At 42.5% G+C, this 22,899-nt stretch carries 16 protein-coding genes; 3 read left to right on the plus strand and 13 right to left on the minus strand.

Annotated elements, in window-relative coordinates; genetic code table 11:
* The 6 genes from RFX69_RS12175 to abaR all read right to left on the minus strand — a co-directional run.
* The coding region (locus tag RFX69_RS12175) for an MMPL family transporter (protein WP_309169446.1) at positions 1–2,046 on the minus strand (2,046 nt) is incomplete at its 3' end.
* A 24-nt stretch (positions 2,047–2,070) separates the two neighbouring features.
* A complete protein-coding gene (locus RFX69_RS12180; RefSeq protein WP_271056220.1) occupies positions 2,071–6,030 on the minus strand; it encodes a non-ribosomal peptide synthetase in 3,960 nt (1,319 codons plus the stop codon).
* Positions 6,027–6,287 (minus strand): acyl carrier protein, encoded by a 261-nt coding sequence (locus RFX69_RS12185; RefSeq protein WP_001030690.1) that lies wholly within the window; start codon positions 6,285–6,287, stop codon positions 6,027–6,029. The genes RFX69_RS12180 and RFX69_RS12185 overlap by 4 nt, the downstream gene beginning before the upstream one ends.
* Positions 6,284–8,059, minus strand: a complete 1,776-nt coding sequence (locus RFX69_RS12190; protein ID WP_218664432.1) for an acyl-CoA dehydrogenase — start codon at positions 8,057–8,059, stop codon at positions 6,284–6,286. Before RFX69_RS12190 ends, RFX69_RS12185 begins: the two co-directional genes overlap by 4 nt.
* A 50-nt stretch (positions 8,060–8,109) precedes the next feature.
* Positions 8,110–9,999, minus strand: a complete 1,890-nt coding sequence (locus RFX69_RS12195) for a fatty acyl-AMP ligase (protein ID WP_289332820.1) — start codon at positions 9,997–9,999, stop codon at positions 8,110–8,112.
* Between the two features lie 617 nt (positions 10,000–10,616).
* A complete protein-coding gene (gene abaR, locus RFX69_RS12200; protein ID WP_000446790.1) occupies positions 10,617–11,333 on the minus strand; it encodes a LuxR family transcriptional regulator AbaR in 717 nt (238 codons plus the stop codon).
* Between the two features lie 759 nt (positions 11,334–12,092).
* On the opposite strand from abaR, the gene RFX69_RS12205 reads away from it, so the two are divergent.
* Together RFX69_RS12205 and abaI are read left to right on the plus strand one after the other, a co-directional pair.
* Positions 12,093–12,509, plus strand: coding sequence for a DUF4902 domain-containing protein (locus RFX69_RS12205; RefSeq protein WP_000253661.1), 417 nt, complete (start codon positions 12,093–12,095; stop codon positions 12,507–12,509).
* Positions 12,510–12,572: 63 nt separating this feature from the next.
* A complete protein-coding gene (gene abaI / locus RFX69_RS12210; protein WP_000387874.1) occupies positions 12,573–13,139 on the plus strand; it encodes an acyl-homoserine-lactone synthase AbaI in 567 nt (188 codons plus the stop codon).
* A gap of 92 nt (positions 13,140–13,231) precedes the next feature.
* Here abaI and RFX69_RS12215 read toward each other — a convergent pair whose 3' ends face one another.
* The 7 genes from RFX69_RS12215 to RFX69_RS12245 form a co-directional block, all read right to left on the minus strand.
* The gene (locus RFX69_RS12215) at positions 13,232–14,584 is read right to left on the minus strand and encodes an MFS transporter (protein ID WP_001193292.1); all 1,353 of its coding nucleotides are present in this window, start codon (positions 14,582–14,584) and stop codon (positions 13,232–13,234) included.
* Positions 14,585–14,703: 119 nt separating this feature from the next.
* Positions 14,704–15,729, minus strand: a complete 1,026-nt coding sequence (locus RFX69_RS12220; RefSeq protein ID WP_289332819.1) for an enoyl-CoA hydratase/isomerase family protein — start codon at positions 15,727–15,729, stop codon at positions 14,704–14,706.
* Between the two features lie 12 nt (positions 15,730–15,741).
* Entirely contained in the window at positions 15,742–16,515 is a 774-nt protein-coding gene (locus tag RFX69_RS12225) for an enoyl-CoA hydratase (protein WP_289332818.1), read from the minus strand.
* A gap of 21 nt (positions 16,516–16,536) precedes the next feature.
* Positions 16,537–17,664, minus strand: coding sequence for an acyl-CoA dehydrogenase family protein (locus tag RFX69_RS12230; RefSeq protein WP_289332817.1), 1,128 nt, complete (start codon positions 17,662–17,664; stop codon positions 16,537–16,539).
* Positions 17,665–17,675: 11 nt separating this feature from the next.
* Positions 17,676–19,325 carry an AMP-binding protein gene (locus tag RFX69_RS12235; protein ID WP_272358833.1) on the minus strand — a complete coding sequence of 550 codons (1,650 nt, stop codon included), beginning with the start codon at positions 19,323–19,325 and terminating at the stop codon, positions 17,676–17,678.
* Positions 19,326–19,406: 81 nt separating this feature from the next.
* Positions 19,407–20,297: a 3-hydroxyisobutyrate dehydrogenase gene (gene mmsB, locus RFX69_RS12240; protein ID WP_001017299.1), complete on the minus strand. Its 891-nt coding sequence runs from the start codon at positions 20,295–20,297 to the stop codon at positions 19,407–19,409.
* Between the two features lie 11 nt (positions 20,298–20,308).
* Positions 20,309–21,826 (minus strand): CoA-acylating methylmalonate-semialdehyde dehydrogenase, encoded by a 1,518-nt coding sequence (locus RFX69_RS12245; protein ID WP_078201915.1) that lies wholly within the window; start codon positions 21,824–21,826, stop codon positions 20,309–20,311.
* A 165-nt stretch (positions 21,827–21,991) separates the two neighbouring features.
* Between RFX69_RS12245 and RFX69_RS12250 the strand changes: the two genes are divergently transcribed.
* The gene (locus RFX69_RS12250; protein ID WP_000861801.1) at positions 21,992–22,873 is read left to right on the plus strand and encodes a LysR family transcriptional regulator; all 882 of its coding nucleotides are present in this window, start codon (positions 21,992–21,994) and stop codon (positions 22,871–22,873) included.
* Positions 22,874–22,899: the final 26 nt, after the last annotated feature.

A 22,899-nucleotide genomic window follows, 5' to 3' on the forward strand; every position in this document is an offset into this window, starting at 1 on the left:
TTTTATAATGATTTGACTATAGTCCACGATAGAGATGGTTTTACCGACCTCTGGAATTGAGTTCGCGAACTTTTCTGTATTATCAATCGCTTTTAGGATTTCAGGGTTTTCAATACCATCACGAACTTTGGTATCAACCATAATGTAAAGGCTGTTTGTGCCACCGAGAGACTGATTCAAGAATCTGTCGTCTTGTTGCATTGGTAAGTCGCGAGAGAAGAAATTACGGCTATCGTTGTCTACCACAATACGGCTCGTGCCGATAGCAAGTAAGATGCCCATTGCCGCAATCGCAGTCATTAACATCATTCGCGGGCGAACTGACAAAATGACATCACCAATACGGTTTGGAATCCAATCCCAAACTGGCAAGCCTTTGCGTTTGACCTTCACAACCGAAGGTGGCGGCAACATTGAGCGGAGTGCCGGAATAAAAGTCATCTCAATCACCAGCGTACTGATGATCCCAATTCCTGTAAAAATACCAAATGAACGAATCGTGGGAATGTTGAAGGTCAACAGAGAGAAGAATCCAGCCGCTGCAATACCACCAGCCAACACCATAACCGGACCAACACGAACCAAAGACTGCACTACAGCTTCGCTATTGGCAGCTTTAGGCTCCATCCCTTGAGCAATCAGGCGATCAAAATCTTCATAGTAGCGCTTGAGCAACTGCACGGCATGCCCTGCCGCGATGGCCAGAATCAGAATTGGCGTAGGCGAGTTAAAGATATCCATTGGCTGTTTGAACAAGCCCATCATGCCCATACCCCATGCCACAGCCAACAAAGCTGTAACGAGTGGCAGAATCAAACCTTGCTTGCTGCGGAATGCTTCAAAGTGCAATAAACCAATCACCAATACGGCAATCGGGAACAAGATATTGATACGCTTAGAGTAGTCTTCAGCTTTATCCAGATACACAGGATTGCCACCGACACTGATGGTCATATCTTTAGATTGTTCGCTTTCTACGATTTTATTAATCGGGCCCATCATTTTCTGGAAGCCCTCTGGACTTTCCTCAAGCTCAAGCAAAATCGCAGCAGTCCGTTGATCTTTAGATACCACTGAATTCATATAGGTTGGATTCAGTGCCAGCAGTTTTTTCAGGTGATCGATATCTTCTTGAGTGACTGAACTACTCGGCAATAGTTTCTTGGCATCGAACCCTTCTGCATTCGCCTCGATACCTTTCGCCTGACGTGCGGCCAGACTCATCATCGTGGAACGGACCACGCCCGGTGCATTGTCAACTTCTTCGGTAATGCGTTTGACTTTCTCCAATACTTGCGGCTGATAAATATCACCCTGCTTTGGAGTAATACCAATCACGACCATATATTTGGAGCCGAATTTCTTTTCAATCAGCTTGGTCGAGGTGATGTAAGGATGCCCTTTAGGTGCAAGTGCATCTGGGTCAATAATAATTTTTACACCAGATGCCAGATATGCCAGAGCAAGTGTTAAGAGCATCACCACAGTCAAGACAATACGGCGGTGGCTAAGAATCCAACGCGCGTATTTCTCCATCATTTGTTGAGTCTTATGAGGTGGTTTATTGGTTTCGAGAGTTGGTTTATTTTCATTGCCAACTGACTCATAGGCTTCACCCTTCTGAGCCAATGCTTGAAGATTGTCGACATCTTTTTTGAACTGGGCGAGCACCATCTTTTTTAGCAGTGCTGGCGGCAATACACCAAAAAAACTACCTGGCTCTGCTTCAAACACCCATTCAATCCATGTACCTTCCGGATGTGGTTTGAAACGGTAAGTACCTGTGTAGTGAAAGGGTCCTTCCACTACTTTAAACGCATACAATTCGTTCGGTACCAGATGTGTAATTTCACCTTTAAAGGACATTTCACGACCAATAAAGCTAAAACCGATTTCGTACTTACTGCCCACACGCGGAGTACTGTCTAGCAATTCAGAATGCTTACACGACAATTGCCAACCTGCATCATTGGCCGGGTTTGCAAGGTAGTTGAAAACCTTGTCAATCTCGGCCGGTATGAGGAAAGCATGTTCTATGGTCACCATAGTGGTTCTACCTTCTTGTATTTCTTATGCAGGAATTGGGTACATCTGATCAATGGTCTGGGCTACAGCCACGACATTCTCAGCGTACATAATTGATGAGTGGTCACCAGGCAAATCGACTTGTGTCAACGTGTCTTTGACTAGTTGATCCCAACCTAAGCTTTCCCCAAAATCCTCTGGCTCATCTTTGGCCTTGACCAAAAGGATTGGAAAATCTTCAGGTTCTGGGAAATAGGTCTGGAGTGCGATGCCATTCGCCAAATAAGTATCAAAGTAAAGTCGGAAATCTGATGGGTCTGCATCGAGAGGCAGAACATTAATGGCTTTAGCTTCTTTAAGTACATGATCAAACATTTGATCTGGACTCAACTCACGCAAATATTGCGCTGGGATCGTCAACTTTTTGCCATAAGGTGCAGCCAAATCACGGGCGAACCAAGACAAAAGCATGGCATCGTCGGCATCTTCAGGTACATTTTCTGGAATTGGAGCACGGGTATCGATCATGACAATACCTGTGACCTGTTGTCCCATTTGACGCAACTGACGGCTAATCTCGTAGGCAATCGCCCCACCGAAACACCAACCACCGAGGAAATAAGGCCCTTGAGGCTGCATCTTTCGCATTTCAGCAATATAGAGCGTCGCCATTTCTTCAATCGCCACTTCCGCAGCATCGGCTTCAATCAGTCCAGGAGACTGAATGGCACGTAGGGTACGATTCGGATTAAGATGACGCGAAAGCTCCATATAACAGAAGGTACTGCCACCAATTGGATGGAACAGCCACAGTGGTTGTTCATAGGTTCCACGGCGCAGCTCAATTACGATGGATGGTTTAATTTCTTTATTTTCACGAATGATCTCACCCAGACGTTCCACAGTGGAGTACTGTGCCAACAAAGCAACTGACAGTTCGGTACCAAAAGCCTTTTTGAGATGATTGACAAGCTTCACAGCTAATAGTGAATGCCCACCTAATTCAAAGAAATCATCATGTATACCAACTCGCTTGACCGACAAGATCTGCTCAAAGGTAGTACACAGTTCGATTTCAATCGGATCACGCGGTGCAACATAATCATTGCTCTGCTCAAAGATCGGCTCAGGAAATGCCTTACGATCCAACTTATTGTTAGCCGTCATTGGAAACTCATCCAATCGGATAAACGCACTTGGCACCATATAAACTGGAAGATGGATTTGTAGGATCTTTTTTAAACCAGCAATATCAAGCTCTTGTCCAGTTACATACGCCACCAGTTTCTGGTCGTTGTCAGCTGTAGTTTTAACTAGCACTACTGCGTCTGTAATACCGTCGATTTGTTTGAGAACATTCTCGATTTCACCTAGTTCAATACGGAACCCACGAATCTTGACCTGAAAATCCAGACGTCCGTGATGAGTCAAGCGACCATCTGTACGCAGGCAGACTTTATCCCCTGTTCGGTAGAGACGGCCGGCATTTGGTAGAGATGGCAATGTTCTAAATTGGGCATCTGTCAGTTCAGGGCGATGCCAGTAATCAACTGCCAGACCATCACCGCCAATCCAAAGCTCACCCATAACGCCTGGTGGGACTAAACGCTGCTGTTCATCAAGGACATAAAGCTGAGTGTTCGCCAGTGGTTCACCTAAATCAATATACTTTGCATCAGTGATACGAGCCGCACTAGACCACACGGTAGTTTCGGTCGGACCATAGACATTCCATAGACAACCGACTTTACCCAGTAGTTTTTCTGCCAAAATAGTATCTAGCGCTTCGCCTCCACAGAGTGCCTTTAACCCCGCATTGCCGCTCCATTCGCTGTCTAAGAGCATTTTCCAAGAAGCCGGTGTTGCCTGCAGAATATTGATAGACTTAGCATTTAGATAATCCACCAATTGATTGCCATCTTGTGATACTTCACGTGGACAAACATGCACCACACCGCCGTACATCAGCGGAATGAGTAATTCAAGAATTGAAATATCAAATGCATAAGTGGTAATTGCTAATAGCTGAGTTTCAGTCGTTACTTGCAATCTATCATTCATAGATAGCAAGAAATTAATAATTGAAGGATGCCCAATACGGACACCTTTAGGCGTACCTGTCGAGCCTGATGTGTACATCACATAAGCAATGTCGCCAAAGGCAAGCGTCTCGCGCACCTGTTCAAGTGCCACAACACCAGCTTGATTGATATCTAAGCGAGGCACAGAAACGTTAAGAGCATCCACTAACTCGGTTTGAGTCAAGATGACTTTAGGGTCGGCATCTTCAATGATGTTCTGTAGACGTTCGGTTGGGAAATTAGGATCCAGTGGTACATAAGCTGCACCTGCCGCCCAGATCCCAAGGATTGCTGCTGGCAATAACACTGTGCGGTCTAACATTAGACCTACACGATCGCCCTGAGTAATACCGTGTATACATAAATATTCAGCAATACCAGCAATATGTTGACCTAACTCACGATAGCTAACCGCATGATCGTTTGAGGTCAAAGCATGATTGTCACCACGCTCATCAATCTGCTTGAGAATCATTGCGAATAGATCATGCTGAGCATAATCAGTCACCTTTCCACGGAGAGCCTCGAACTGAATGCCATCTTTATAATCAGGAGCGATATCTAGCTCAACAATCTTACGTTCAGGGTGAGCCACCATCTCTGATAGTACAGCTTGCAGCAGTTGCACCATATTCTCGGCAGATTGCGCAGAAAATAGATCAGTGTTGTATTTCAATACACCAACGAGTTCACCTTGATATTCACCGCCCATTTCCAGCGTAATATCCAACTGTCCTTCTTGCTGGCGAACCGGAAAACTTCCTAACGTCAAATCTTGTCCAACCAAAGTGGCCGGAGTCTGGATTGGTAGGAGTAGTTCTTTAAACTCATCCATACCACCCAGACGTTCCCAGAACATTCCTATCTGAGCCAATGGATTAATACTTCCATCACGTTTTGGTGCGACAGCTTCAACTACTCTAGAAAAGGCAACTTTTTGATGTTTGAGGCTTTGTCTTAATTGTTCCTGAACCTGTTGCGTAAATTGACGTAAAGTCTGATCAGCATCGATGTCTATGTGAATAGCAATCGTGTTGACAAACTGACCCAATGCATTACGTAAAGAACGTTCAAGTCGACCTGCTACGGGCGTAGCGATGACTAGATTATTTTCATTAGAGAGTTTGTGTAGCAGAACATAAAAGCCAGAGAGCACAAGTCCGAATAATGTGATCTCATAATCTTTTGCTAAGTTTACAAGGCCAGATGACACTGACTCAGGCACACGGAAAACCAGTGAACTACCTTTATGTTGCTGTACGGCTGGACGAGGATAGTCAAGCGGAATGCTATGCACATGTGGTGCATGCTTCAGTGCATTTTTCCAGAAAATTAAGCTCTCATCAGTATCATCAATCACGCTGCTCTGCTGCTTATCGGCATACTGTGCAAACTCGATTCCGTTCACTGCATCCGACTCTGCAACGAGTCCAAAACGTTTGCTGACGTCTCGCAGCAATAGACCAATTGACCAAAAATCCATGAGCGCATGATGAATCACAAATGCGATTACATAATGATTTTGACCGCGTTCATAACAATGAATACGCCATAACGGTGGCTGAGTCAGGTCAAATGGCTGCTTGGTGTCCTGTTCAACCAATTGCGTCAAATCAGAAGCTTCAATATGACGAGCATCAGAAAAGATGATATTTGGATATACGCGATCCCAGATCAGTTGCTCAATTCCCTGATCATTGGCAGGCATGCTTACGCGCAGTAGCGGATAATCATGCATTACCGCTTCTAATATCTCTATTGGCTTGTTACCCAATGACTGGTTGACCTTCACATCAAAGGCCACCACCATATTGTAAGCACTGCAAGTTGGCTCAAGACGCTGGATATACCAAATGCCAAGCTGCTCTGCAGAAATCGCATGACGCGACAGAACTTCCGGTTCTAGTCGTGCAAGGTTGTTCATGAAGCAACTCCCTGCTGCAACTCAGAAACAAGATATTCAGCCAACGCATTGATTGTTGGGTAATCCCATAATAGTGTTGGCTCAAGTTCTAATTTCGTCAGATCTTCTAAATCCCCAGACACAGACAAAGCAACAATCGAATCAAGACCATAACTGGTAAATTTTTGATCTGGATCAATCGTCTCAGGCTCTACGCGCATCTCTTTAGCGACTAGCGTACGAATGATTGCGCTCCAGTAAGCTTTATCTTTATTCATGGGGTAATCTCCTTTTTAACCGGTTTGGCATCACGCGGTGCCAGTGCAAAATCGATGACAGATAACATGTGATTGGTTGAAATTCGGTCCAGCAGATCTGCCAATGTGCTTTCACGTAGTGACGTCATAGGAGGAACTGTCTGCCCTTCAGCAGCATTTAAGAAAATGATCAGCCATGCACCATCCTGTAAAGCAGGCCTTAAACCATGGCGGTTAAAAACCCAGAAACCCAACACAGCAATACGAGCGAATAACTCGGCGTAGTCACGGGCGAGACTGAAGCGCATCGTTTCAAACTCCTTGCTTTGCTCAGAATTTGAAAAGTAGTCCTGAATTTTTTGATCCAATGAACGCTGTCCAACAAGAAGCTGGTTTGCTCGTTCACGTAGCGTAGCTAGCGTCTCAGCAGACAACCCAACTGTGACATTAGGGTCGTTGAGCATTTCGATGATTGTTCCGAGTGATTCCATCACTAAGTCGCCATCTCGGTTGAAAATCTCAAGCTCACGGAAATCAATAACACCTGTCTCTACCTGTAAGTCATATAACTGGCGATAGCGTGCTTTCGCTTCAGCTTGATTGAGATGGTCGGCTTTTTTGCTGCGCCCTTTATTGGCAGATTTGAGCTGAAAACTCAGACTGTCTAGGCAGACGGTGCTACTACCGTCAAACACACTGACAATCAGATGGTCCCTGAATGCTTTCTGGAACATTCCATCTGCATATGCATTTCTTAAGAAAAAACGTGACCCAAGCACTGAGGATGTGATTTTGGCAAGCGACTCTACATATTCAGGCACCAGTACCTTGACGATTGGTGACCATGTACTGAACTGATTGATACAAACGTGTAACCCTCGCGCACCAACAAGTGATAACACCTCCGCTGCTAAAAGGTAGGCATAAGCTGTAGCGAGTTGCTCACGTACCAACGGTATGCTTATTACTTTTTTGTTATATAACTCTCGTTCAATCGCAAACTCGGTTGCGATGCGTAGCATCGTATCGCCAGCACCTAGAGAGAAACTACTGCAATATGCACGTGTTACCTGTAGCGTCTTAAGTCCAAGTTCTAAGCCCTGACCTTCTTCACCGATCAAAGCATCTTTGTGAATTTCAGCGTTGTTAAAGCCAATACCGCTGATATCTAAACCACGCATGCCCACTGTTGGCAGGCGGTTCAGACTATATGTTCCTTTAGAAGCCATATGACGCTTATCAAGCCAGAATGCGCTCAAACTACGTGGTCCACGATCGTTCGATGTTTTAGCGATCAGACTTAAAGAGTCTCCTAAAGTGGCGCGGTTGATTGACCATTTTTCGCCATTTAAGATGTATTTACTCTCGGCAGGCTGTGCTGTTACTTCACTAGATAATAGATCGGCACCATGCGCTTTCTCGCTATAAGCTAATGCTGGAGCAGCACCACTTAAAATTCGACTAGCAATATTTTGGCATTGATTCGCATTACCGCCGATCCACACAATCACAGACCAAGCATTCGTGCTATAAGTCGAATTGATGGTTAGATCTCGTCGTGCCAGCACGCGGTGTAGATATAACAACTCTTCACCAATTTCCATGCGACCTCCGAGCTCTGAAGGCACATAAAAACGGTTCATACCCACAGCATTCAGAAAATCAACAGCTCGCTGAGGGTATTGCTCTTTCTCATCGCGCTCGATAGCTGCGGACCAAGAAAAATCATTATTGGTATCATGTACGGAGCCTAAAATTTGCTCCAGACGAGCAGCAGATTGAAACTGCCGCAAATTGGACGTAAGTGACATGGATTTTCACTCAAAGATTTAAAAGATAAGGGTTAAAACAAAGCACTTTTCAGACGATTAAAAATCAGCGTGCGCACTTCACGTTCCTTGATCATTGAGTTGAGTAGATTGGAGCTATAACGAATCAGCTGCCCCCGCTGCTCACGATCACGGATGACGTCTAAGCCGTTCTTGACATAGTTTCGAGCAATCACCGTTCTACGGTTTGGATGGGTTAAACAGACCAGTTGACCGCGTTCGATCTGCTCTTTAATTTTTCTTCTTCTAATTTTGCCGCTAGTGGTCTTATTTATTCGGCCTTGGTGCAGTAAATAGACACCGTCTACAGGCAAGCCAATATCAGCCGCCACTTGTTCTTTAACTTGAGTTCTGATGGTTTCAAAATTAAGTGTTTTATCTAAGGACTTTTTCTTAATCTCAAGTACAACCGTAACCCCTTCAGAATCAGCAAAGTTCACTGCCGCAACACAACCTTTACGAACAGCAGGATGTGCCATCTCAACAGAGCATTCGATATCTTGCGGATAATAGTTTTTGCCACGAATGATAATCACATCCTTAAGGCGGCCGGTTATATAAAGGTCTCCGTTTTTGATAAAGCCCATATCACCCGTTCTTAAGTAGTGTACTTGGCTAGGTTGTCCCGCCTCATCAAGGATCGTTGCTTCAAAGGTTTCCCGATTAACTTCCGGCTTTTGCCAGTAACCTGCAGTGACACTCTCACCTGCTAGCCAGATTTCACCGACTTCATGAGCCGCTACCTCTTGACGGGTATGAGGATTAACGATACGACAATCAATATGTTTCGAGATCTTGCCACAACTCACTACTTGCACGGCTGTCTGATCTTGGCTGGTCTGTACCAAATGGGCATTTAACTTGTCACGATCAAGTGAAATTGCATTGAGAGGGCCAGTTACGCCACTGACTAAGAGCGTCACTTCTGCCAAGCCATAACATGGCAAGAAAGTATCAAGTCGGAGCTTCGATTGTGTATTGAACTTCTCCATGAAGCGTTGCATGACATGGGCCTTGATCGGCTCGGCACCATTAAACAGCACACGCACACGGCTTAGATCAAGCGCTGCAGCCTGCTCATCAGTGATGCGATGTAGGCACAATTCATAGGCAAAGTTTGGTCCACCACTAATCGTGACGCCTTTTTCACTAATAAATTGTAGCCATTTAAGAGGTTTTCGAATGAAGTCCAGAGGCGACATGACATAACAAGTCAGACCCACATATACAGTTTGCAAAACCGAGCCGATCAACCCCATATCGTGGTAAACAGGCAGCCACGTCAGGCCAACATCTTCTGGTTGTGTACCAAAAGCTTCAGCAATCATGACTTCATTGGCCATAATATTTTTATGAGTGACAATTACGCCTTTAGGCCAGCCTGTTGAGCCTGAAGTATATTGAAGGAAGCAGATATCTTTTTCAGTAATAAGTGGAAAATCCTTTTCCACCAAGTCACGCTGCAATTCAGCATCAACTGCATGTAATATCAAATTTTCATTTTGAGCTTTTAGTGTGATAAGACCTGCGAGCTCAAGAATCTTTTTTGTTGTGAGTACAATCTTAGGCTCACAGTCATTCATAATATTCAAAATATTAGAAAAACCATTACGGTTAAACGGTAAGCTGACTGGTACTGCAATAATTTTAGCTTTCAGACAGGCAAAGAACGATACGATAAAGTCCAACCCAGGTTCGAACAGCAATACGGCACGGTCACCACTGTCTACAAGATTCATTAATATTTGGGCTTGATGTTGAACTCGCTCATTCAAATCTGAATATGTCAGAGATTGAATACCACCAGACTGGCGTCCCAAATACTCAAAAGCGATCTTATTTCCATTTAATTTTGCGTGGGATTCCAAAGTTGCAATGATATTATCCGTACACATTACAGCCATAACTTACTCCGATTAATTATAATTAACCTTTAAAATCTGCTAATTCAGAAACGACATTTCTTGCTAGGTTTCTTAATAAAAGAATAAATATACTTTTTATTTAAAATATAAATTCACATTATATTTTATGTGTGAGTGTTACTTATTACACCTGTAAGTGTTTACAGGTTAGTGGTCTCTTATTGAAAATTAAGAAGCTAAATCCTTTATATGAATCATTTTTGTTCAGTTATATATTTTTAATTTCTTATCATTATTTTAAATTAATGCCTCACCTATTCCTAATTTAGATACGCATAAGCCAAGTCTTTGAAGGTTTTTACTCTTAAACAGTTGCATCATTATTTTTTTAATTTTAGAGTAAATATTTTTAAAAAATATATAAAAAATAATATAAATAAAAAATCAAACTATTTATATTTATATAGGTACGCATAAAAATAAATATTTAAAAATACAGCCTGAAGATAAATAAAAAATTTTATTTTAACATTGAAATATACTTATTATATTTCCTTAAATTTAAAATAATTAATTAACTTAAATCAATCATATAAATCTTAAAATTATTTATTTCTTTTAATTTTAATATTAAAGTCCTGTGTTATTTATACTCTCTACAAAAGCCCTAGCATTACTGCTCGAATAGCTGCTGAAATTTTATTATTTACATTTAACTTTTGCATAGAGTTACTGAGATGAAAATTTACGGTTCTTTCAGTTACCCCAAGAATCTGAGCTATTTCTGCTGACGTTTTGCCTTCGGCAGTCCAACGTAGCGCCTCTTTTTCCCTGTTCGTTAAATAAAGATTGAATTTAGCAAACTCTACATCATTTACTATTTTAGCAATGCTGGAATGCACTGTTTGAGTTAACCAGTACATATTCGTATATTGTGCTTTTTGCTCTTTTTCTGATAACTGGTCGTTGGATCTTGCTAGTGTTAGCATTCCTCGGGTCCCAATAAAATCACGGCTTGACTGAGCCCAACCGACATTTAAACCATAAGAACGCGCTTCCTCCCAAAAATCTTTTTCTGCCTGTGTCTTTGCAGATTGACTCGACCAAACAAGAGGTTGAAGTGATACCATACAATGCTGCACAGTTGGATCTATCTTCACATATTGCCGTTCCACATAACGTTTCTGCCATGCTTCTGGATAATTATTCAACATAATCGTTTTTGGTTCAGCAATAGATAAGGGTGATTGCATACCATAGGCGCAATAGTCAAATCCGAGCCTTGATGCGGTAGATTTAACGATCTCAAACAACTGGTATTCATTTTTTACCACCAAAAATGCTGATAATAAATCCTCTTGCCAACTTTCCATTTGCTCTCATTAGACTCCATTCATAGACTATTTTTTATTCGGTTGCATATTGTGAATCCAAGCAATCAAATTGAAGTGTAGGTCTAATCTTTTACCGTAATTTCCATAAAGTCCTTCAAAAATCTAAAAGATTCTGAAGTTGCTAAATATATTTTCGGCGCCTACTCTTCTATTAGAGCTCTCAATTAAAGATTTTGAATTCATCATCCAATTAACAACACTTTTAAGCCCGGAATGGTTGCAAATTATTCAGATAAACTAGATGTCTGAAAGCTTTCAAGGTTGTTATATTTCATGCGCAGATTATGCTTTAAAAATTAAAATTTACACGATGCATTTTATTCCAAAATATATATTTTTTTAATTTATAAAGAGGTCGACTACTTAATTTTTATAGTATGCTTTTATTAATTTAATTAAATAATATTGTCTATCAATTATTCGATATCTCCAATTTTCTTATTTTTTATATATAAAAACTAAAAATAATTATAATACTTTAAAAACCAATCAATTAAAGTAAAAATCCTCATACTTATAATTAGTATTTAAGTAGTAGCAATATTGACTATCTAATAAGCTCCAACGAAGGATTCTCTTTAAAAAAATAACTTTTTACCCGAAAATCTCTCTAATAAGAAGAGCTTAAAGATGTGCTAACAAATTACAGTTAACCTGTTAAATATAACAGTATTTTATTGGCAAAAATTTATGTTATTTATTCATTAAATCTTAATTTAGGGTACTTAAGCAGGTAGCATGGTTAGCATACCCCCTCATTTCTCTATCTCAACAGATGGTTTTATTCGAATGAACGAAAACCAACTCATGAGTTATCCTCTCCAACACATCATCTCTACCGTTGAATCTAGACATACTGAAGCGTCTCAAATTTTCTATTATGGTTTTACTGAATGGGCAACTTCGCAAACTCCAGCTTTAAGTACCGGATGGGATTGGGAACTTATTGAGAATAATGGCATCACTACCGTAAAACGAGTGGGGTTACCTCGAAGCAATATCATGATTGTTGATGTATCTGGTATGGATATCGGATTTGATATTAATGAAACATTACTCGAGAAAAAAATAGATACTTTATTCTGGGAACCGTTTATTTATGCCCAAATCAATACGTCATTAACCGAGTCTTCATTAAGTCAAACCTTCTCTTAGAAACCTGTAAATTCTTACAGTTACCGCCTTTCCAGCTGTTCAGTAAAGTCACTTGAAAAATAAGTGGAAGCACTTGTAATGAATATTATTGCTGGATTTCAAAACAATTTTTCAGAAGGCCTATATACCAAATTTAAAAGTTACCGCTACAGGGTATTTGTTGAATATTTGGGTTGGGAGTTGAACTGTCCAAACAATGAAGAACTAGATCAATTTGATAAAGTCGATACAGCTTATGTCGTGGCTCAAGACAGAGAATCTAATATCATTGGTTGTGCCAGACTACTACCCACCACACAACCTTATTTACTCGGGGAAATATTTCCCCAACTTCTCAATGGAATGCCTATTCCCTGCTCACCAGAAATTTGGGAATTATCAAGGTTTTCAGCCGTAGATTTTTCAAATCCGCCTTCCTCTACCAGTCAGGCTGTGTCATCACCTGTCTCAATTGCAATTCTGCAAGAAGCAATCAACTTTGCAAGAGAACAAGGCGCAAAACAACTCATTACGACTTCTCCTCTTGGAGTAGAACGTTTATTACGTGCTGCGGGTTTTCGTGCCCATCGTGCAGGTCCACCAATGACGATTGATGGATATTCGATGTTTGCATGCTTGATTGATATCTAATTTCTTATATAGGACTCATGCCTATCCGTGGGGCATGAGTCCTAATTTTTACATAGCAATCTATACATATGACCGAGCAAGATGAGTGCATATCAATCAATCTTGGTTTTTAGATTTAAGTTTGCTTTCTTATAATAAATCTCATCCTTTTTATAGCTCCAATCGCGCGGCATAAATGATGTCGATATAATCGCAACTACAGCCATACTTCCGATATAAAACATAATTAAATATGGATTGCCTTGCCCAATACTGAGCAGTTTAGTGGCAATCATAGGGGCTAAACCACCACCCAAAACACCTGCCAACTGTACCGAAATCGAAATACCGCTATAACGAATTTCAGCAGGAAATTGACGCGCAAAAAGCTGAGCTTGTGGCGCATACATAATCGGGAACACTACACCAATTGCCAAAACAATTGCCGTCCAGACCAGTACCGGATCTTTGGTATTGAGCATGCTAAAAAATGGATAAGAATAAAGTGCCAATACACATAGTCCAAACATAAACATATTGCGTTGACCGACTTTATCGGACAAATGTCCGCATAACGGCGTCATAAATAAAATCACGGCTGCACCGCAAATGGTAGCAAACAAAATGTCTTGTCGTGGAATACCTAATTGTGTGGTGGTGTAAGCTAGCGTAAAAGTTGAAGCAATATAGAACCATGCATTTTCAGCAGCTCTCGCCAAAATAATAGTGATGAGTTGCTTTGGATGATTTTTAAAAACCTGAAAAGCCGGAACTTTGACTTCTTCGGACTGTTGTTTTACTTTTTCAAAGTCTGGTGACTCAGGCACTTTTACACGAATATACCAACCCACTGCCAGTAAAATAATGCTGGCAAGAAATGGTAAACGCCAGCCCCAGCTAAACAATGCTTGCTCAGGTAATAACGACACCAGTCCTAGTGCGATTGAGGCGAGCATTAAGCCCCCACCGGTACTGGCTTGAGGCAAACTTCCCCAAAACCCTTTACCACCTTCGGGTGCATGTTCTACTGCCATAAGCACGGCACCGCCCCACTCACCGCCCATGGCCATACCTTGAATAAATCGCAAGATCACCAAGCCAATTGCCGCCCAATATCCAATTGACTCGTAAGTCGGTAAGAGGCCAATCAGTACGGTTGGAATCCCCATGAGCATCAGCGTTAGCAACAACATTGACTTACGGCCAATCTTGTCACCGAAATGGCCAAAGACTAAACCACCTAAAGGCCGCCCAATAAACCCAACAGCATAGGTTGCAAATGCTGCAAGCACACCTGTAAGTGGGTCCAGATTTGGGAAAAATAGTTTGTTAAAAATGAGGGCTGCTGCTGCACCATAAACAAAAAAGTCATACCACTCAATCGTGGTGCCGACCATGCTAGAGATGCCTGCTAATCGATGTGACGACTTTTTAGAATTTGAACCGTTTCCATGTATTGTTTGCATCGTAATGTCCTTTTTAGATTTTCTTGTTTTGTCTTTTTATGCTTATGATCTGTCCTGACCATAAGCATGTTCAGGTCTCGCTTGATCTCCTTAAGCTTTTTATGTGTTTGAAAAATGGTTTAGCTTAGTTTTTCTAAAATTTGTTCCAGCTCAGGATTACGTTCTTGCCACCGTGGTTGTTTATCTTTATCAACAATAAGCGCACGAACGCCTTCAATAAAGTCACCATGCTCAAACCAGATATCCTGTAAATCACGCTCAAGCTGCATACACTGCTGTAGTGAAAGTCCACGGCCTAAATGTTGCAGTTTCAAGCTGGTTTGTTTGGCAATAAATGAACGCTGCTGCAAAATACTAAGCATTTTACTCGCCCAAGTCTTTAAGCTTTCATCCTGTTCATTTTCAAGGCTTTGTTCGATCTCATCTAAATGCTGATATCCGAAGTGTTTACGGATACCTTCTGCCAACTGTTTGAGCTCACTTTCGGCAGGACGAGTAATAAATCGGGTAATGATGTGTTCAATTCCCTCTTTGCTTAAGCTTGGCGCTTCGACGAGAGCGTCTTGTAAAGCTTGTAACTGCTCGCTTGGCACATGGTAGTCAATTAAGTCGAGATAGAGCGCATCACTACTGCTGATCTGCTCACCCGTAATTGCCATATAAACGCCAATATCATCAAGGCGAGACAGGAAATGAGTTGCGCCAACGTCCGGGAAAAAACCAATCGCTGTTTCAGGCATGGCAAATCTGGACTTTTCACTGCTTACCACAATATGACACGCCTGAGCCAAGCCAAAACCGCCACCTAATATATAGCCATCAAGCACAACAATGATTGGCTTTTCATATTCACGCAGTAAATTTAGCATTTTATATTCGGCACTAAAGTAGCCTTTGTAATCGGCTGTGCCATTTTTATAACTGTCGTAGAGATAGCGAATATCGCCACCTGCACAGAAGGCTTTTGGGCTATTTGATTTGATTAAGATCGCCTGAACAGCAGCATCATTTCGCCACAGTTCCAATTGGGCACCAATGCCTTCAATCATGTCTAAAGACAGAGCATTGAGATGAGTCACGCGATTTAAGGTAATCATACCGAGCTTACCTTGTTGCTCAATCATTAAGTGATTTTCTGTATTCATTTTATTGATCTCTTATTGATTTTTAAAATTTGCCTTTCGTTTTTCAACGAAAGCCTGCATACCTTCTTTTTGGTCAAATGTTGCAAATATTGAATGGAACATACGTCTTTCAAAACGTAAACCTTCGGTGAGATTCACCTCAAAAGCTCGGTTAATGGTTTCTTTGAGCATCATGTTTGCAGTTAAAGACCGTGCTGCGATTTTTTCAGCTGCTTGCAAGGTTTGTTCAAGTAATTCTTCTTTAGCAAACACGCGTGCAACTAAACCACTTTGCTCTGCTTCTACCGCACCCATTTGACGAGCGGTAAGGCACATTTCCATTGCTTTGGCTTTACCAATAGCATGGGTTAATCGTTGTGTGCCACCAATACCCGGAATTACACCTAAGGTGACTTCGGGTAAACCAAACTTGGCGTTGTCAGCACAATAAATAAAGTCACACATGAGCGCCAATTCACAGCCACCACCTAACGCATAGCCACTCACTGCTGCAATTAGAGGTTTACGGCGCTGTGCAATGCGGTCTGCAAGATGAAAAAAGTCATCTAAATAAATATCAGGAAATGCCAAATCAGCCATTTCTTTAATGTCAGCTCCTGCGGCAAAAGCCTTTTCAGAACCTGCCAATACGATGCAACCAATTTCGCGGTCTTTTTCGAGCTGATCTAATGCCTGATTAATTTCACTAATTAATTCGCTGTTTAAAGCATTGAGCGCTTGAGGGCGATTTAATGTAATCAGTCCAACCCCATTACGCTTTTCTAATAAAATACTTTGCCACTGCATTACTTATTCCTTGTTCTGATTTTATAGACTACGTGCAATCACTAAACGTTGGATATCACTCGTGCCTTCGTAAATTTGACAAATACGCGCATCACGATAAATACGTTCAATTGAAAAATCTCTGAGATAGCCATAGCCACCAAATACTTGTAGCGCACTCGAGCACACACGCTCAGTCATTTCTGAAGCAAATAACTTGGCCATTGAAGCTTCATTGAGACATGGTTGACCTGCTTCTTTTAAACGTGCGGCGTAGTGAACCAATTGTCTCGCTGCTTCAATTTCAGTTGCCATACTGGCAAGACGAAAAGCGATGGTTTGATGCTCAAAAATTGGTTTTCCAAAAGTAATACGCTCTTTGGCATAACGAGTTGCTTCTTCGAGCGCCGCACGTGCTAAACCGACTGCTTGTGCAGCAATACCAATACGGCCACCTTCTAAATTGGCGAGAGCAATTTTCAGGCCTTCACCTTCTTTCCCCAGCATGAGACTTTTATGAATGCGTACATCTGTCAGCGCAATCTGACACGTATCTGAAGCATGCAGACCTAGTTTTTCTTCAACGCGAATCACTTCATAACCCGGTGTCTCGCGTGGGACTAAAAAGGCACTAATCCCCTTTTTTCCTGCGCTCGGATCGGTCACAGCAAATACGATAATGACACCTGCATTATCACCAGAGGTAATAAACTGCTTGGCACCATTTAAGATATAATCATCGCCATCTTTCACCGCTCGGGTTTTGATAGCTCCCGCATCTGATCCAGTATGTGGTTCAGTTAAAGCAAAAGCACCGATCATTTCACCTTGCGCTAAAGGTTTTAAAAAGCGCTCTTTTTGCTCATCAGTACCAAATTTTAAAATAGGTACACAGCCAACCGAGTTATGTACACTCATGATGGTCGAGGTTGCGCCATCTGCTGCCGCAACTTCTTCGAGTGCTAGTACATAGGCTAAGTTACCCGTGTCTGAACCACCCCATTGCTCTGAAACAAGCATACCCATAAAACCGAGTTGCCCCATTTGAGTCAGAGTTTCTTTTGGGAAGGTTCCGTCTCGGTCCCAATCGCTGGCATGAGGCTTAATTTGTTCTTGGGCGAAACTTTTCGCCATATCACGAATGAGTAATTGTTCTTCGGTAAATTGCATTATTATTTCCTTTACCCTGCTTTAGCTTGTTGTTTAGCAATTTCTTGATTACGCAATAAAAAGCGCTGAATTTTGCCACTTGGAGTTTTAGGTAATTCACTCACAAATTCAACTAATCGTGGGTAAGCATGAGCAGAAAGTCGTCTTTTAACAAACTGGCTGAGTTCTTCAGCAAGCGCATCTGAAGGTTGTATGCCCGCAGCTAAAATTACAAAAGCCTTAACCACTTCAGTGCGATCCGGATCAGGCACGCCTATTACTGCGGCTTCAATCACAGCGTCGTGTTCAAGTAGTGCGCTTTCTACATCGAAAGGTCCAATACGATAGCCTGATGTGGTGATCACATCATCGCTACGGCCGACAAAGCTCATACTGCCATCGGCATGTAGCTCGGCAGTATCACCCGTTAAATAGTAATGACCAATGAAAGGTGATTTACGACTTTCTTTATAGCCACCAAACCACATCATTGGAGACTGGCTAATGTCGACTGCTAAAATTCCCGGTGTGTCTGGCGGAAGCTCTTCACCTTGTTCATTAACAATCGCAACGCGATAGCCCGGACTTGGAAAACCTGCTGAACCAGCATGAATTTCATGTTTTAAACCATGATGATTACACACCACCATGCCCACTTCAGTTTGCCCGTAGTGGTCATAAATTGGAGCATCAAGGACTTGTTTAAACCAACGAATTACTTCCGGATTTAGCGGCTCTCCTGCACTACTCACCACACGGAATTGTCCTTTTAACGGTGCCATTTGTGCTGGGTCAGCTGCCATCATCATGCGGTAAGCCGTTGGTGCACCTGCCAAGTTGTTAACCTTATAATCTTTCACAATTTGGCATAGGCTATCGGTGCTAAAACCGCCTTCATAGAACAAAGTGGCATGGCCTAAAAATAACGGCCCAGTAATCGCATAGTACAACCCATACGCCCAACCCGGATCTGCAATATTCCAGAATGAATCCTCTTCGGTTAAACCAATGGCATCTTGCATATATCGACCAAAAGCAATCAATGCTTTTAGTGGCACTTCCAATGGTTTCGCTGGTCCTGTAGTGCCAGACGTAAACATAAGCAAGAAAGGATCTTGGATGCTACGCATCACCAGATCACATTGATCGGACTGCTGCTTTACTTCACTCCAGAAATTAAAATCACCTGCTTTAAGTGGAGTACCTTGAGCATCGGCCACTGTCATAATTGCAGGACACTTTTCAATTTCGTCGAGCTTGCTACGGTTGCCCATATCGGTCACCACTAGCTTACTTTGAGCAAGTTGAATACGGTGCTCAATCGCTTTGGGACCAAAGGCAGTAAATAGGGGCTGGTACACAGCACCAATTCGCCAAGCTGCCAAAATGGTCACGATCAGTTCAGGTGTTCTTGGCAATAAGCCTGAAATACGGTCACCCGCTTTCACACCTTGTGATTTTAAAAAGTTAGCAAACTGACTCGACCATTCTTTTAGTTCACGGAAGGTATATTGTTCTTTGCGACCGTCTTTTCCTTGCCAGTACAGCGCGATCTTGTCGCCATCTGCATGTCTATCACAACATTCATAACATGCGTTCAGTGCATCGAGTGAACCTGACAACATCTGTTTAGCAGTGCTTTCCAAATCGAAAGCCTGTACAGCATTTTGATAATCCATCATATCTTTTCCCTCAGTCCGGATTTGTTGTTATTCACGACAGGGTTTGATTTATTCGTTTAAAGCCTTCCTTTGGCTTTACCGTTATGCCTCTTGTGGCAGGTATTGCTGAATAATGCTCGAGAAATCGAGATGAGCATTACCACGCATACACATTTGCTGATAAAGCTGTTGCACCATGCCACCTAATAAAACCGGCTGTTTCACTTGGCCTGCGGCTTCTACAGCGAGTCCTAAATCTTTGAGCATTAACTGAGTCGCAAAGCCGTCTTGATAGCCTCGAGATGCAGGCGCATTTTCATTAATATGTGGCCATGGGTTACACACATCCGAACTCCAGCAACGGCCACTTGAAGTGTTAATTACACCTGCCAATGCTTGTGGGTCGATGCCTAGCTTCACACCGAGTGCCATGCCTTCGGCCACCGCAGCCATTGAAATTCCTAAAATCAGGTTGTTGCAGATTTTGGCAATTTGACCTGCACCGACATCACCACAGTGAACAATATTTTTGCCCATGTGGCTGAGCACAGGTTTCACCTCATTAAAGGTTTGTTCATCGGCACCGACCATGAAGGTTAAGGTTCCTGCTTGAGCACCAATGGTTCCACCAGAAACGGGTGCATCACAAATTTTAATATTTTTGCTATGTGCAACAGCAGCAATGTCTTTAATGGTTTGCGGGTCAATGGTGCTGCTATCAATGCATAAGCTACCTGCTTTTAACACTTCCAAGACACCATTTTCGCCTAAGTAAACCTCTTTAACATGCTTCGCCGCAGGCAACATGGTAATGACTACATCTGCTTGTTTAGCTGCGTCCTGTGGGCTGTCGCAAACCACACCACCTGCCTCGGCGAAGTGCTGAATCGCGACTTCACTGAGGTCGTAACCATAAACTTTGAGTCCGGCTTTTAGTAGGTTTTGGGCCATTCTGCCGCCCATATTACCTAGACCGATAAAGGCGATATTCATCCGTGATCCCCTTAACGTAAACTAATGGTTGTATTTACACCGCCAACTTCATGGCTATCTTCGAACCAGCGACTGGTAATCGTTTTGGTTTGGGTATAGAACTGCACAGCCTGTTTACCGTATGGCCCCAAATCACCTAGTTTTGAGCCTCTTGAACCGGTAAAACTAAAGAAAGGCACTGGTACAGGAATTGGAATGTTGATACCGACTTGACCAATATCAATGAGGTTTTGGAAAGTACGTGCAATGGCACCGCTTTGTGTGAATAGGCCTACACCATTACCAAATGGGTTGGCATTGATCAAAGCAATCGCTTCATCGAGTGTATCGACACAAATAATTGAAAGTACCGGGCCAAAGATTTCTTCTTTATAAATGCGCATGTCGGTATTTACGCCACTAAAAATCGTGGCACCCACAAAGTTACCTGACTCATAACCTTGTACTTGAACATTGCGACCATCGAGTAGTAACTCTGCACCTTGCTCAACACCGCTATTAATTAAGTCCAGCACTCGCGCTTTGGCACGTTTTGAAATCACTGGACCAATGTCAGTATTTGGTTCATGACCTGCATTTACTTTTAGAGTTTTGGCTTTTTCAACTAACTCTTGAATCCACTGTTTACTGTCGCCAACCATCACTGCAACCGACAATGCCATACAGCGTTGCCCAGCAGCACCAAACGCTGCACCTACTAAAGCGTTTAAGGTTTGTTCCTTATTGGCATCCGGCATCACAACTACATGGTTTTTTGCACCCATCATGGCTTGCACACGTTTGCCATGCTGCCCTGCAAGGTTATAAACATGTGTTCCAACCGCTGTTGAACCTACAAATGAAATTGCTTTAATGTCTTTATGGGTACACAAACGGTCAACCACTTCTTTACCGCCATGCACAACGTTCAGCACACCTGCCGGAATACCTGCTTGAATCGCAAGCTCAACCAACATCATGGTCGATAATGGATCTTGTTCTGAAGGTTTTAAAACAAAAGTATTGCCGCACACGATTGCCATTGGGAACATCCAAAGCGGGATCATGGCTGGGAAATTAAACGGCGTAATACCTGCACAAACGCCCAAAGGTTGCTGCAAGGTATACGTATCTACACCACGTGCTACACCTTCAACATATTCACCCATTTGTAAAGTACCAACTGAGCAGGCATGTTCAACCACTTCTAGACCACGTTGAATATCACCTTCGGCATCTGCCAAAGTTTTACCTTGTTCAGCCGTCAATACTTGTGCGATTTCTTTCATGTTGGCACGGATCAAGTCTTGTAGCTTGAGCATGATGCGCATACGTGCCTGAATTGGAGTCTGGCGCCACGAAGCAAAAGCATCTTGTGCAGCCTGAATAGCAGCGTCGACTTCTTCAACCGTTGCAAAAGGCACGCGACCAATCACTTCCTGAGTTGCAGGGTTAACAATGTCTTGCCATTCTTGTGTTTTAGATTCGATAAACTGTCCGTTAATAAGTAATTTAGCGGTGTCCAATTCGATTTTCTGGATTGTGTTCATAACCTCTCCGTAGGTCATATTTTTATTGTGTTCAGTTATTAGAAAATACTTTTCTATGTATTTTCTTTATTCAGGTTTTATTTGAGACTAACAAAGAAATCTTTGACCACCAACGCAAATTCATGCACGATTGTTGTGCAAATATGCACAGGGACAATAACAAAAATGAAAGTGGATTGGGATCATCTACAGTTTTTTCTGGTTTTAGCACGCACTAAAACTCTAACCAATGCTGCACGTATTATCGGTGTCGAGCACAGTACGGTGGCTAGACGGATTCAGGCTCTAGAACTTGCTTTGGGTACTACGCTATTTAAGCGTGAAGCAACGGGCTATGAGTTAACTCTCGAAGGGATGGCACTTGTCCCTCGAGTTGAACAAATGGAACAAGCTTTCTTACAAATTGAAAAACCGCATCAACCTTTGCAAGGTCGTGTGCGAATTGGCACACCTGAGGGTTTTGGAACTGCATTTTTAGCCCGCTTACTGGCTGAGTTCTCCATACAGTATCCACTGCTTACCATCGACCTGATACCCGTCCCAAAAATGATTAAGCTCTCGCACCGTGAAGCAGATATTGTGGTGTCGATTGAACGCCCAACCTCAGGGCCTTATATCATTACGCGCTTGTCTGATTACTGTTTAAAAATTTACGGTAGCCAAAACTATCTAGCGCAAAACCCACCAATTCGCCGACTGGAAGATTTAACCCAGCACCGCTTTGTGAACTATATTGATGATCTGGTGTATAGCCCCGAACTGTATTGTCTAGAACGCTTACCTTTAAAGCTTAACGCGAACTTTCGCAGTAGCAGCATTTTGGCGCAACAAATTGCGGTCAGCGCAGGCGCAGGTCTTGCAATTTTGCCCAAGTTTTTGGCAGATGATAAGCCTGAGCTTGAAGAGGTGTTAGAACAACAAGTTCGTTTTACTCATACCTTCTGGATGCTGACCTTCGTTGATTTACAGCATGAGCCGCGCATTAAACTGGTTTGGGATTACTTGCGTAAACAGGCCGATAAATACCAACATTTACTGGTTGATTAAATAATAAATAAAAAGCCAATCATATG

The organism is Acinetobacter sp. 148, assembly GCF_031196675.1.
Classification (GTDB): Bacteria; Pseudomonadota; Gammaproteobacteria; order Pseudomonadales; family Moraxellaceae; genus Acinetobacter; species Acinetobacter baumannii.